Source organism: Pseudomonas gingeri (assembly GCF_013386165.1).
Lineage (GTDB): Bacteria > Pseudomonadota > Gammaproteobacteria > Pseudomonadales > Pseudomonadaceae > Aquipseudomonas > Aquipseudomonas gingeri_C.
On the sequence record NZ_JACAOS010000033.1, the window covers coordinates 73,826 to 87,324 of the forward strand.

12 protein-coding genes are annotated in these 13,499 nt (G+C 61.4%); 4 read left to right on the forward strand and 8 right to left on the reverse strand.

Features of this window, described 5'->3' with window-relative positions:
- The first annotated feature begins 11 nt into the window (after positions 1-11).
- A complete protein-coding gene (locus HX866_RS32850; RefSeq protein WP_177141188.1) occupies positions 12-626 on the forward strand; it encodes a TetR/AcrR family transcriptional regulator in 615 nt (204 codons plus the stop codon).
- Here HX866_RS32850 and HX866_RS32855 read toward each other — a convergent pair.
- The 3 genes from HX866_RS32855 to HX866_RS32865 form a co-directional block, all read right to left on the reverse strand.
- Positions 617-1,489 (reverse strand): DNA/RNA non-specific endonuclease, encoded by an 873-nt coding sequence (locus tag HX866_RS32855; RefSeq protein ID WP_177141189.1) that lies wholly within the window; start codon positions 1,487-1,489, stop codon positions 617-619. The genes HX866_RS32850 and HX866_RS32855 overlap by 10 nt on opposite strands.
- 166 nt (positions 1,490-1,655) lie before the next feature.
- Positions 1,656-2,567, reverse strand: a complete 912-nt coding sequence (locus tag HX866_RS32860; protein ID WP_177141190.1) for a LysR family transcriptional regulator — start codon at positions 2,565-2,567, stop codon at positions 1,656-1,658.
- Positions 2,568-2,628: 61 nt separating this feature from the next.
- Positions 2,629-3,561: a LysR substrate-binding domain-containing protein gene (locus tag HX866_RS32865; protein ID WP_177097084.1), complete on the reverse strand. Its 933-nt coding sequence runs from the start codon at positions 3,559-3,561 to the stop codon at positions 2,629-2,631.
- Positions 3,562-3,827: 266 nt separating this feature from the next.
- Here HX866_RS32865 and HX866_RS32870 point away from each other — a divergent pair, with 266 nt between their 5' ends.
- Entirely contained in the window at positions 3,828-4,289 is a 462-nt protein-coding gene (locus HX866_RS32870; RefSeq protein ID WP_177097086.1) for a helix-turn-helix domain-containing protein, read from the forward strand.
- On the opposite strand, the gene HX866_RS32875 is transcribed toward HX866_RS32870, so the two are convergent.
- Positions 4,279-5,100 (reverse strand): alpha/beta fold hydrolase, encoded by an 822-nt coding sequence (locus tag HX866_RS32875; protein WP_177141191.1) that lies wholly within the window; start codon positions 5,098-5,100, stop codon positions 4,279-4,281. The two genes, HX866_RS32870 and HX866_RS32875, sit on opposite strands and share 11 nt — an antisense overlap.
- Positions 5,101-5,283: 183 nt before the next feature.
- Here HX866_RS32875 and HX866_RS32880 point away from each other — a divergent pair, with 183 nt between their 5' ends.
- Positions 5,284-8,085 (forward strand): ATP-binding protein, encoded by a 2,802-nt coding sequence (locus tag HX866_RS32880; RefSeq protein WP_177141192.1) that lies wholly within the window; start codon positions 5,284-5,286, stop codon positions 8,083-8,085.
- Here the strand turns inward: HX866_RS32880 and HX866_RS32885 are convergent.
- Positions 8,032-9,528, reverse strand: coding sequence for an ATP-binding protein (locus HX866_RS32885; protein ID WP_177123754.1), 1,497 nt, complete (start codon positions 9,526-9,528; stop codon positions 8,032-8,034). The two genes, HX866_RS32880 and HX866_RS32885, sit on opposite strands and share 54 nt — an antisense overlap.
- 185 nt (positions 9,529-9,713) lie before the next feature.
- Positions 9,714-10,664 carry a GlxA family transcriptional regulator gene (locus HX866_RS32890; protein WP_177123756.1) on the reverse strand — a complete coding sequence of 317 codons (951 nt, stop codon included), beginning with the start codon at positions 10,662-10,664 and terminating at the stop codon, positions 9,714-9,716.
- Between the two features lie 223 nt (positions 10,665-10,887).
- Here HX866_RS32890 and HX866_RS32895 point away from each other — a divergent pair, with 223 nt between their 5' ends.
- The gene (locus HX866_RS32895) at positions 10,888-11,610 is read left to right on the forward strand and encodes a pirin family protein (protein ID WP_177097096.1); all 723 of its coding nucleotides are present in this window, start codon (positions 10,888-10,890) and stop codon (positions 11,608-11,610) included.
- A 32-nt stretch (positions 11,611-11,642) separates the two neighbouring features.
- Here the strand turns inward: HX866_RS32895 and HX866_RS32900 are convergent, their stop codons facing one another.
- Both HX866_RS32900 and araH read right to left on the reverse strand, forming a co-directional pair.
- Positions 11,643-12,446 carry an IclR family transcriptional regulator gene (locus HX866_RS32900; protein WP_177141193.1) on the reverse strand — a complete coding sequence of 268 codons (804 nt, stop codon included), beginning with the start codon at positions 12,444-12,446 and terminating at the stop codon, positions 11,643-11,645.
- A gap of 77 nt (positions 12,447-12,523) precedes the next feature.
- Positions 12,524-13,489 carry an L-arabinose ABC transporter permease AraH gene (araH, locus tag HX866_RS32905; protein WP_177097100.1) on the reverse strand — a complete coding sequence of 322 codons (966 nt, stop codon included), beginning with the start codon at positions 13,487-13,489 and terminating at the stop codon, positions 12,524-12,526.
- Between the last annotated feature and the right edge of the window lie 10 nt (positions 13,490-13,499).

The following is a 13,499-nucleotide window of genomic DNA, read 5'->3' on the forward strand; positions in this document are numbered from 1 at the left end:
GCGAGTCGACTATGCCCAGGGTATCCAGGAAACAGAGCGAACTGAACCGCGTCATCATCACCGAAACCGCCAGCCGACTGTTCCGTCAGCGCGGCATGCACGGCGTCAGCTTGATCGAGGTGATGAAGGCCAGCGGGCTGACCCACGGCGGTTTCTATGGCCACTTTGAGTCCAAGGAAGCCCTGGCCAACGAGGCTTGTGCCAAGGCCTTCGAGCAGTCCGCCAAGTCTTGGCGAGAACGCGTCGGCGCCCAGCGCAAAAAGAGCGAGGCGCGCCAGGCCATCGTCGACAACTACCTGTCCGACAGGCTGCGAGCACACGACGCCGAGATCTGCCCGGTGCTGGCGTTTGGCCCGGATCTGGCTCACGAGGCCAAGCCCTCGACGCTGCATCAGCACTATGTCGAAGGCCTGGAACAGTTGCTGGCGATTTACCAGGGCACCCTGGATGACGCCGACTCAAACCGCGCCCGACAAACCGCCCTGATGGAATACGCCTTGATGGTCGGCGCCATGACCCTGGCCCGCGCCGCCGGTTCGCCGCTGGCCGATGAGCTGCTCAATGCGGCGAGACACTTTCTGGAATCCAACGCAGGGCAAGTGTCATCTGACACCGCTCAGGAGTGAGCCACCGAACCCGAGACCGGTAAGCTTTCCAGCAGTTTGAGCCCGGTGGTTTTCACAAAGGTCTCATAGTCCATCGGCTTCTCGACGCGAGTTTCCGCGTTGGGCAGCACATAGGCCCAGGCCCGCTTGGACGACACGTCATAGACCAGTTTGAACAGACGTGTAGGCACCCAGACCTGGTCGTCACCAATGGTGCCGTGGCCCTCATCGAAGATCGGACCGGTAAAGACAAACACGTTGCCTTCGGCGCGCATCGCGAACTTCCTGACGTCGGCCTCGACCTTGCTCCAGATCTTGCGGTTATTGGTGGGGTCTTGGGGCACCATGTTCGACAGCGCGAAGGACTGTGCCATGGCATTCGCATTCGGCGCATCGGCTGCTGGCGCCTGATGACCACGGTCCACGGCCGGATGCTGGGCCTTATAGTCGCTCAACTCGGCGCGCGCACCCTTGGGAATGCGCGGGTCCGGGTAGAACTGATTGGTACGTTCCTCGCCCTTGGCATCCTGTAGCTGGGCCGCGCTCAAGCGTTCCACCACCAGCAACGGGGTCTTGCTGGTTTGTGAATACAGCACCGCAAAGCTGTCGGAACACAGGGCCATGGGTTTCATGGTGGCCGGCACGCTGGCCGTGCTGATCGGCCTGGCACCCGGGAACAGGTCGGCACAACCGTCAAATGAGGCTTGCTGCTGCTGGCTCGAATACAGGTCAATCGCCGCGCTCTGGCTGATGGAGCCTGAGCGGTGTCCTGGTTTTTCGTGTTGGCTGGGTGGATCGATAAGATCTGGCAGGTTGCGCGCTTGTGCAGCGCAGGAAAACGATACAAGGGCCGACAGCCCCACGGCGATAATGCGTAGGTTCATGCTTGGATTCTTTGGATTGGAGTGCGGATGCTGATGACAAAGGCCCCCAAGTCGGGGCCAGAGGGAGGCTTCTACCATCGGTCAACGGAAAATGAAAGAAAAGCGGCCTCAATGGCCGCTCCGGGCGATGACGTTATTGCACGCCCTCGCCCTCCTGAGCTGAGCGCTATTGACCGTAGCGGGCAGGAGGGATAACGCTCCGATCCAGCCATTCCCGCAAGAACTCGATCAGCACCTGAACCGGTCGCGAGCGCTGGCGGTGCTGCGGGTAGACCGCCGATAACGCCAACGGCCCGGGGCGAAAGTTGTCCAGCACCGGTACCAGCCGCCCGTCCTTCAACGCCGAATCAACAATAAAGACCGGCAGATAAGTGATCCCCATGCCGGCGATGGCGGCGTCCTTGAGCAACTCACCATTGTTGACCCGCATCCTGCCCGTGACGTTGACGGTCAATGGCTTGCCCGGCCCCTCGAAACGCCATTGCACCTGGCGACCATGGCCGTAAGGCAGGCAATCATGGGCCTGTAGGTCCTCGGGGTTGATCGGGGTGCCGCGCCTGGCCAGGTAAGCGGGGCTGGCGCAATACACCCGTTGGATGGAAGCGATGCGTCGGGCAATCAACGTCGAATCTTCCAGCACGCCGATGCGCAATGCCAGGTCGTAGCCTTCACCGAGCAAATCTACTGGACGGTCACTGAGGTCGACCTCAACCGTGACGTCGCCATAGCGCTGCAAAAATGCCGGCAACGCCTCCCCCAGATGCGCCATGGCAAACGACAACGGAGCGCTCAAGCGGATGGTGCCACGGGGCTCGATGGTCTGCCCGGCGATGCCCTGCTCCACTTGCTCGACTTCGCTGAGCAGGCGCAAGGCCGACTCGTAGTAACTCTGCCCCAGGGGCGTCATGTCCAGGCGCCGGGTCGAGCGATTGATCAGCCGCACACCCAGGCGATCTTCCAGTTGCATCAGGCGCCGACTGACAAACTGCTTGGACAGGCCCAACTGGTCCGCTGCGGCAGTAAAGCTGCCGGAGTCCATGACCTGGCAAAAAATGCGCATATCCTCGAACGGATTCATTGTCACTCTCAGGTTGACAGCCAAGCACTTTATAGCGGCTTTACCCTTTTATGGCACTCCATTAATTTGTATCCGAGCTGCAGTGCAGACCGGGTTCCGACATGTACTGACTGATCCGAGAGCGCAGCCAGCGTTCCGCCGGGTCGTTGTCATGAACCCCACTCCAGGCCATCGACAATTGTGCCGCTTCAATGGGAAACGGTGGCTCTTCGGCGCGCAAGGCGCAGCCTTCAACCAGCGCGCAGGCCGCGTAGTCGGGCACGGTGGCGATCATTTCGGTACCCGCGAGCATCGCCCGCAAACCACTGAATTGTGGGACCCCCAACACCACGCGCCGGGTACGACCGACCTTGGCCAGATCAAGGTCGATGTTGCCGCTCAGGTCGCCGGAGAACGACACCATGGCGTGGGGTCGCTGACAGTACTCATCGAGCGTCAGCTCACCGGGACGATTGTCGCCGCGCAACACTTTGCAGGCGATATCGCGCAGTTTCTTGCGTTTGGCATTGGCCGGCAGTTCGGTGGTATAGCTGACCCCGACGGAGATTTCCCCGGATGCCAGCAAGGCCGGCATCAACAGATAGTTGGCCCGACGGACCACCACCACAATTCCCGGCGCCTCCAACTGCAACTGGCTCAGCAATGGCGGAAACAAACCAAACTCGGCGTCGTCCGAAAGGCCGATGCGAAACACCTCGCCGCTCGTCGCCGGATCAAAGGCCTTGGCCCGGCTGACGGCTCCCGAGATGGTGTCCATTGCCGGCTGCAGCTCCTTGAGAATCGCCAAGGCCCGCGCTGTCGGTTCCATCCCGCGACCGTTGCGCAACAGCAGCGGGTCGTCAAACAAATCCCGCAGGCGCCCCAACGCGGCGCTCACCGCCGGTTGCCCCATGAACAGCTTTTCCGCCACCCGGGTCAGGTTCTTTTCGAACATCAGGGCCTCGAAAATCACCAGCAGGTTCATGTCGACGCGGCGCAGGTCGTTACGGTTCATCAGCACACTCCCATAAAAAAACGGTCCTGAAGGACTCTCATACACTCCCCATATTGCACGCGAGCACTCCCGCCAAAATTGCAGCGGTGTGCTGAACAGATGGGGCTCCTGCCCTCCCCCGACAAGGAATTAACAACGTTTAACTCGCCCGGCCGCACCTCGCGACCAAGAATGAAGCCTTCTGTGCAGATCTGTTTTCTAACCCGGGAAACGGTTGACCCGGCGTGCAGTGAGTCCGCGCACTCCCACCGACACGGACATAGGTCATGGCCCTCGTTCAACACAACGCCGCCCACGTATCCATCACTGAAACACCAAAACCCAGCACGGGAGGCCTCTCTCCCTGGCGGGAAAACCTGGTCAAGAAGCTGATCCTCGAAGGTCTGAGCGAAACGCTGGAGGTGACCGAGCTTGCCCGGGCCTGCGCCCTGTCCCGCAGTCATTTCTCCAGGGCATTCAAGTGCAGTACCGGCTTGTCGCCCCAGGACTGGATTCGTTGCCAGCGCGTCGCCCGGGCCAAGCAACTGATCCTGAACACCGACCTGACGCTGACGCAAATCAGCCTGGAATGCGGCTTCTGCGATCAGGCGCATTTCTGCCATATCTTTACCCGCAGCGAAGGCATCAATCCGTTTGCCTGGCGCTGTCGAACGGTTCGACCGACACCTCTCGACAAGAGAAGACCGTCCGAGCGTCCGGACGATCTTGCGACGGCCATCAGCCCTTGAGGAAGGCCAACAGATCAGCGTTGAGCTGATCCTTGTGAGTGTCGGTCAGGCCGTGGGGGGCACCGGGATAGATCCGTAGCGTCGAGCCCTTGACCAGCTTGGCCGAGGCGATGCCGGCCGCCTCGATCGGTACGATCTGGTCTGCGTCGCCATGCACTACCAGGGTCGGCACGTCGAACGTCTTCAGGTCTTCGGTGAAGTCGGTTTCCGAGAACGCCTTGATGCAGTCATAGGCGTTCTTGTGGCCGGCCATCATGCCTTGCATCCAGAACGCGTCGATCATGCCCTGGGAAGGCTTGGCGCCAGACTTGTTGAAACCGAAGAACGACACGGCGGCGTCCTTGTACAACTGCGAACGGTCGGCCAGGGAAGCCTCGCGGAAACCGTCGAACACTTCGATCGGCAGGCCCGCCGGGTTGGCTTCGGTCTTGAGCATCAGCGGCGGCACCGAAGAAATCAGCCCCGCCTTTGCCACCCGCTCGGTACCATGGCGACCGATATAGCGCGCCACTTCACCACCGCCGGTGGAGAAACCGAACAGCACCACATTCTGCAGGTCCAGCAACTCGATCAACTGGGCCAGGTCGTCGGCATAGGTGTCCATATCATTGCCGAACCAGGGCTGGCTGGAGCGGCCATGTCCACGACGGTCGTGGGCAATGACCCGATAGCCCCTGGAGGCCAGGAAGATCATCTGAGACTCCCAGCTGTCAGCATTCAGCGGCCATCCATGACTGAAGACGATGGGCTGGCCAGTGCCCCAGTCCTTGTAGTAGATCTCGGTACCGTCGCGGGTGGTAAATGTACTCATGGCGATTGCTTCTCAAGGTGTCTGGGTGAATAAATCGATTGAAGGATTGGATCTTTGGGCCAGACCGGAAACAGGACGAGTTAAACGTTGTTAATTTTCAAGGGCGTAAGAAAGGCCCCGATTGCGCTGATGAATAAACCTGGGGAACATGCCCGAATACCGTAAGACAGAAGGAACGCGCCGTTGACCCTTTCCACCGTGCAAGCCGTGCATTTCGGCCCCTACCGGATCTACCCTGGACAGCGCCTGATCATGGAAGGCGATCAACCCCTGCGCCTGGGCCGGCGCGCCATGGACATTCTGTTGATCCTGCTGGAGAACGCCGGGAATGTGGTCAGCAAACAACAACTGATCGCACGGATCTGGCCCAAAAGCGTGGTCGAAGACACCAATCTGCGGGTGCACATGGCCGCACTGCGCAAAGCCCTCGGTGACGGTCAAGCCGGCCAGCGCTACATCGTCACCGTCGCTCAACGGGGCTACAGCTTTGTCGCACCCTTCTCTCTGGAGGCCATAGAGCAAAGCCCCGAAAGCGACTCACCCCCGCCGAGCGGTCACAACCTCCCCGTGCGTCGCACCCGCATGATCGGGCGTCAGACACTGGTGGCGACGGTCGTGACGCAACTGCCTGCCCAGCGCTTCATCACCCTGGTCGGCCCCGGTGGCATGGGCAAGACCACGGTGGCCCTGCGTGTCGCCGAACAACTGATCGGCCATTATCGAGACGGTATTCGGCTGCTGGACCTGGCTCCGATCAGCGATCCGCGGATGATCAGCGCCCATCTGGCGACGCTGCTGGGCCTGAACCTGCATGACAGCGAGCCGATGAGCAGCCTGGCGACGTTTCTGCGCGAGCGCCGGATGCTACTGGTCATCGACAACTGCGAACACCTGGTCGATGCCATTGCGCTGCTCTGCGAGAGCATCCTGCGCGGCGCGCCACAGGTGCATATCCTCGCCACCAGCCGTGAGAGCCTGCGGGCCGAAGGCGAATGCGTGCAGCGCCTGGAATCGCTGGACTGCCCACCGCCCGTCGCCGCGCTGGACCGAACCCAGGCCCTGACCTTCTCGGCCCTGCAACTGTTTGTCGAGCGGGCGATGAGCAGCCACGACAGCTTCGAGTTGAGCGACGACGAACTGCCCCTGGCGATTGAGATCTGCCGGCGCCTGGATGGCATTCCACTGGCCATCGAACTGGCGGCCGCGCAAGTGGCCCACCTGGGTATCCACGGATTGCTGACGCAACTGCAAGGCAGTTTTCGCCTGCTGACCCACGACAACCAGGTGACCCTGGGTCGTCATCAGACCTTACGCGCAACACTGGACTGGAGCTTCGAGCTGCTCAATGCCTGCGAGCAGACCTGCCTGCGCCGGCTGGGCATCTTCAGGGGCGGTTTTACCCTCGAATCGGCAGCGGCGGTCATCGTCGGCGAGCACATCGAGCCCCACATGATTTTTGCCTCGATCACGCAACTGGTGGCCAAGTCCTTGCTGAACGTGGAGGTCGGCGACGAGGAGGTGTTTTATCGCCTGCTGGACACCACCCGTAGCTACGCCCTGGAAAAACTCGACCAGGCCGCTGAAATGCAGGATGTCCGCGAACGTCACGTCGAGCGTTGCCTGGCCTTGATGCACCAGGCCCAGAACGACTGGGAGCAAACCCCGTCCGAGCTCTGGGTTGAGCGTTACGCCAGAGGCCTGGAAGACATTCGCGCGGCGCTCGACTGGGGCTTGAATGCCCAGGGCCCGCAGGTACTGGCCATCCGTTTGACGGCAGCCTCCACGCCGCTGTGGCAGGAACTGTCGCTGCTCAATGAACATGGCACCTGCGTGCGTCAAGCCCTGGCACTGCTGGAGGCCGCCGCCGAGCCCTGCCCGCGCTTGACCATGGCCCTCAAGCTGGCCCTGGGCAGCTCCTGCTACCACGCCCAAGGGGGGACTGCCGAAACCATCGAAGCCTTCGTGACCGCCAGAACCCTGGCCGAGCGCTGCCAGGATGTGGCCGGTCAGCTCAAGGCCGTGTCCGGACACATGGCGGTCAACCTCAGTTGCGGCAACTACCAACTGGCCCTGGAGCAAAGCCAGCAGTTCGACCGACTGGGGCTGCACGGCGACGGCCACGCCGCGATATCCCTCAGCGCCCACCGCTTGCGAGTGCTGGCCTTGCATTTTTCCGGGGATCAGCCGCAAGCGCGGGAGAATGCCGAGCACGTCATCCAGCGCCTGACCCAGAGCGGGCACCTCAATCGCTTCACCCGTGGCTTTGGCGTGCAATACGACCAGAGTGTCGCCGCCCTGACGATTCTGTCACGGGTCCTCTGGCTGCAAGGTCATCCAGAGAGAGCCTGGCGTACTGCCCGCCAGGCCCTCGACATTGCCCTCCAGATCGACCACGGCACGTCCATCTGCTACACCCTGGCGCTGTCCGGATGCCTGATCGCCCACTACAACGGCGATACCCAGACTGCCCGCGAACACTTGCGCCTGCTATTGGAGCAGGCGCAGAAACATTCGGTGCTGCTGTTCCACACCTGGGCCCGACACTATGCGCAGGTGATGGATCAGGTCGAAGGGGACGCCTTGCCGCCACCCGGTACCGGGCTGATCAAGGAAATCATGGTGACGCTGGACACCCGCTTTATCGATGACGCCTTGCTGGAGCGGGCCGAAACCGGCATGGCAGGCTGGAGCACGGCGGAGATCCTGCGGGCCAGGGCGCACAGGCTGCTGGCAGAAAACCGCGCGAGCGAGGCCGAGGCCGTTTTGCTCAAGGCATTGGGCGTGGCAAAAGACCAGGGCGCCCTGGCCTGGGAGCTGCGCAGTGCCACCTCACTGGCTCAGTTGTGGCAGCGCCAGGGTCGCTATCAGCCAGCTCATGACCTGCTCGCACCGATCTACGCCCGGTTCACCGAAGGCTTTGCCACACCGGACTTAAGCAAAGTCCGCCAGTTGCTCAATGAACTGCAACGACACGGCGCTGCCTGATGGCCAACGCGTCCGGTTGAAGTAGCGGGTATAACGCATTTCAAACGCCCGCAGCATGCCGCTGTGTTCAAGCTTGTCCAGCGCGAAGGTGCGGGTGGTGTTGAGCAATTGGTAACGTGTCATGCCCTTGCCCTGCTCCACCGACAGCAGCGATTTGCGCGCCAGTCGTTCCATCACGTCCACCAGGCTGGTGGGTCGCAGCACCGCACAACTGATGACGCCGATGGCCGTCTCCAGCGTAAAGGCCATTTTGAACACCGCCAGTGCCAACAATACGGTTTGCTCCAGCGGGCTCAGCCGCTGATAGCTCCAGTCCAAGGCGGATTTGAGGGTTTGATGCCGCGCAACGGCGGTGCGCCGGCCGTGAGCCAGCAATTGCAGGCAGTTACCCAACTGGGCCTGCAGCCCCACCAGTGCCAGCGCATCGATTTGCGCCGCTGCCAGCTCGATGGCCAACGGCAAACCATCGAGTCGACGGCAGATTTCGCACACGGCCTTGAGGTCCCGCTCGCGCAAGCTAAAGGTCTGCTGGCGGGCTCGGACCCGACTGACAAACAGCTGCACCGCCGAATAGCCCATGACTTCGGCCACGTTGTGCAACGCCGACATTGGTGGCACGGCCAAGGGCGGCAGACGCAGCACGGTTTCAGCCGACAGCAGCAGCGGTTCGCGACTGGTGACCAGGATCGACAGTCGTGGCGCCGATGCCAGCAACGCGTCTACCAAGGTTCGACAGCCTTCGAGCAGGTGCTCGCCATTGTCCAGCACCAACAAGGCATGCCACGGCACCAGCGCATCCACCCCGCCGTCCAGCGCCAGGGTTCGAGTCAGGTGCTCGATCATCTGCCCAGGCTCATCGATTGCCGCCAGATCGATGAGCCAGACACCGTCGCGATAGTGCTGCAACAGCAGTTCAGCCACGCGCAAGGCCACCGTGGTCTTGCCGATACCTGCCGGCCCCACCAGGGTCATGAAACGTCGAACCGGCAACTGCCGGACCACACTGCCAACCAGCGAGTCTCGACCGGTGATCGACGTCAGCCGCGCAGGCAGGTTATGCACGGGCTTCTGAACAGTGTCGAGCGAAACCGCTGTCCTCTGCAGAACACGCTGCACCGGGGCGATGAAGCTGTAACCGCGCTGGGGAATGTTGACGATGTAACGTTGCCCGCCCTGCCCCTCATCAAGGGCGCGACGCAGGGCGGCGATGTGAACACGCAGGTTGATCTCCTCGACCACCGAGTGGGGCCAGACGAGGGCAATCAGCGCGTCCTTGCTGACCACGTTGCCTGCCTGCTCGACCAGCACCTGCAAAATATCCAGCGCCCGCCCGCCCAAGCGCAACGGCCGATCGCCCTCCAGGACCAGCCGTTGCCGCAGGTGGAACACATAGGGCCCGAACTGCAGCAATGCGTCGCTGTTTGAATGTCTGAGGTTGTTCATGCACGCTCACGTGCTGAAAACCTGGCCCGGCTCAAGGGACTGCATCCTCCGTTGCGCGCGTCGGCCCAGGCTCCCGCACCTCCCTGAATAAAAGTTCATGGATATCTTGGCAGGCATGGCTGACGGTACAACCGGCACGGGAGGAGCGTTACAGCCATCCCGGTGCGCGGAACGGACAAGAGCGCCTAGCTGAACTGTAGGCGGTACTGGGTGGGGGTCAAGCCGAGCTTCTCACTGAACAGAAAACGCATATGTCGCACACTGCCGAAGCCACTCTTGTAGGCCACGGTCTTGAGTGGCAAGTCACTGGTTTCCAAAAGATTTCTGGCACTGTCGATGCGTGCGTTTTGCAGAAACGCCATCGGTGTCATGTTCACTTCCTGGGCAAATACCCGGGCGAAATGCCGCGCACTCATGTTCGCCAGACCGGCCATGCGTTCGATGCTGAAGGCCTCATCCAGGTGCTCGAGCACATGGTGTTGAACCCGGGTCACCGGCGTTTCATGGGGTGCCACCGCCGCCATCAACGGGCTGAACTGCGCCTGCCCGCCCTGGCGTTTCATCACCACCAACAGCACCTTGGCGACGTCCTGAGCGACTTTCTTGCCATGATCCTGAGCGACCACGGCCAGTGCCAGGTCGATACCTGCCGTGACGCCACCCGAGGTGATCAGGTTGCGGTCCTGGACGTAAATCTGATCGACCTCCACCCTCGCCTTGGGAAAGCCCTTGATCAACCGCTCCGTGTAGTGCCAGTGAGTCGTCACGCGATAGCCGTCCAGCAAACCGGCATGTCCCAACACAAACGCCCCGGTGCAGATCGAGCCATAGCAGGTCACCCGTGTGACAGCACCCTGGAGCCAGGCGAGCAACTGCGGATGTTTTTGTTCATAGGCCCCAGGTCCCCCCGGCACCAGCAACAGGTCATAACCCTCGCACGCCTGATCGATATGCACGTCGGCCTGAACCCTGACGCCGTTGGAAGCCCGTAGCGCCCCGGGCTCAGTGCCGATCATCGACAACTGATAGTGGTCGTCCGGGGCCAGGTAACGATTGGCGATGGAAAACACCTCCATGGGACCGGCCATATCGAGCAGAAGAAAGTCTGGAAACAGCACCATTGCCACGGTTTTCATGGGTTGGAAATCACTGGTCTCAAAGAAATGAAAGCGTCACCTCGACGCTGAACAGCATGACCGCGTGCAGCACGATCGTCGGACAAGAATACGTGATTCGCCGTCCATCATTGTCAACTTCAACGAGACAGTATTTCAGTTTTCATCTACTTATTGCACCACGGCGTAAACATTAATCTTCTCCTCACTCGGACGACCCCACGTCCCTACAGGAGATTTCATCATGCTGACCCTTCGCAAAGCCTCTGATCGTGGCGCGGCCAATCACGGTTGGTTGAAGTCATTCCATACCTTTTCTTTCGCCAACTATCGCAACCCACGGGAGCAGGGTTTTTCCGACCTGCTGGTGATCAACGACGACCGGGTCTCGGCCGGCAAGGGCTTCGGCCAACACCCGCACCGGGACATGGAGATTTTCTCCTATGTGCTCGAAGGCGCCCTGGAGCACAAGGACACCCTCGGCACCGGCTCGGTGATCCGCCCCGGCGACGTGCAATTGATGAGCGCCGGCAGCGGCGTAGCCCATAGTGAGTTCAACCACTCGACGACCCGAGGGGTGCACTTCCTGCAAATCTGGATCGTGCCGGACGTCAGCGGTGCCAAGCCGCGTTATCAGCAAGAGCACTTCAGTACCCAGAAAAAACGCGGGCGGCTACAACTGATCATTTCACCTGACGGCGCCAAGGGCTCGCTAAGCGTGCGCCAGGACGCACGGGTTTATGCCGCACTGATTGACGGCAAGGAAAGCGCCACCCTGGAGTTGGCCGCCAACCGTTACGCCTATGTGCACGTGGCCCGGGGCAGTGTCGAACTCAATGGCGTGCCGTTGCAGGAAGGCGATGGCGTGCGGGTTCGCGATGAACAGGTGCTGACCTTGAGCAACGGCGCGGATGCCGAAGTGCTGGTCTTTGACCTGCGGCCTCAAGAGCTGCCGCAAATGCCATGACGGCCATCCGCCTGAGGGGGCTCAACGCTCCCTCAGGACTTGGCGCCCAACTCCGCGGAAATACGTGCCGCCGCGCTTTTGATCTGCGGGATCAACTCAGCCATTTTCTCCAGCGGCATATAAGGCACCGTACTGGCGATACTGATGCCCGCGATGATTTTCCGGCTGGCATCGCGTATGGGCGCGGCCACGCAACGGATCGACGGTTCATTGTCTTCCAGGTCGAACGCATAACCGCCCGCCACATACTCCAGCATCCGCGCCTGGAACTGCTCCCAGGTCGGCTCCACATGCTGGGGCCAGAGGATGTTCTTGCCGCCCACCGGCAGGCTGACCTGATACAGGCGCTGCCATTCCTGCCGCGAACAGTCGAGCATCAGCGCCTTGCCGATCCCGGTCCGCGCCAGCGGCATGCGATGCCCCACCCGCGAACGCATTTCCGGACCATTGCGCCCCGGATTCTTGTGCAGGTAAAGCACGTCATCGTCTTCACGGATGGCCAGGTGGATGGTGTCGCCGGTCAACGCCGACAACTCATCCAGGAACGGCGTGGCCAGGGTCACCAGCGGCAGGGCCTCACGGGCCTGGAAGCCCAGTTCGATCAGCTTGGGGCCCAACAGATAACCGACTTGCGGCACCACCCGCAGATAACGTTCGTCCACCAGACAACTGGCCAGCCGATGGGTGGTGCTGCGGGTGGTGCCGATGAGCCGGGCAATCTCCTTGAGATCCCGCGCACCGCTGGCCACCGCCTGCACCACGCCCAGCCCCCGGAGCAAAGTCTGGGTGCCGGTGGGTGCGGTGTCCTTGGCGTTTTTGGGTGTGTCGTCCAGCATATCCAGCCTTATCAAAGGGTCTATGAAAACCAAGGCCATTATGGCCGCTCACCGGCTCGCTGTTAACCCGTGCACCTTCAACGCTGCTTGAGACGATCGATGATCACCGCCACCAGGAGAATCGAGCCGCGAATGACGTACTGGTAAAAGGTGTCGATATTCTTCAGGTTCATCGCGTTCTCGATGATCGCCAGAATCAGCACCCCGGCAATCACATGACGAATCAAACCGATCCCGCCGCTCAAGGAAACCCCACCCAGCACGCAGGCGGAAATCACCGTCAGCTCGAACCCTTGGCCGATCATCGGCTGGCCCGAAGTCATACGCGAGGCCAGGATCACCCCCGCCAGTGCACCGATCACCCCATGCACGGCGAAGATGATGATCTTGGTCCGGTCCACATGCACACCGGCCAGCAGCGCGGCTTCCGGGTTACCGCCGATGGCCATGGTGTTGCGCCCGTAGGTGGTGTAGTTGAGCAGCCAGCCGAAGAACAGGAAGCACAGCACGGTGATCACGATCGGCACCGGCACGCCGAACAACTGCCCATTGCCGAAAACAAAGAAGCCTTCGTCCATCACGCCCACGGCCTTGCCGTTGGAGAAGATATAGGCCAGGCCGCGCACGATCTGCATGGTCGCCAGGGTGGTGATCAGCGCGTTGACCCGCAACTTGGCGATCACGATGCCGTTGATCAGGCCCACGCACAGCCCCATGGCCAGCGCCGCCGAGACACCGAAAAACACGCTGTCGGTATCGCGAATCACAATACCGGCGACCACCCCCGCACAGGCGATCACCGAGCCCACCGACAGGTCGAAATGCCCCGACGCGAGGCAGAACAACATGGTGCACGCGGCAATCCCCGTGGTGGAAATCGCCAGGCCCAGGCCACGCATGTTCAGCGAGGACATGAAGTTATCGATAAACAGCGCACAGAGCACAAAAATGCCGATGGCCGCGAGCAGCATTACCCAATCGTCGAAGAACTTGCGCTGGTTCAGGCCCAGCCAGAAGGCCTGTGAATTTTTAACCTGTGACATAGACACCTCA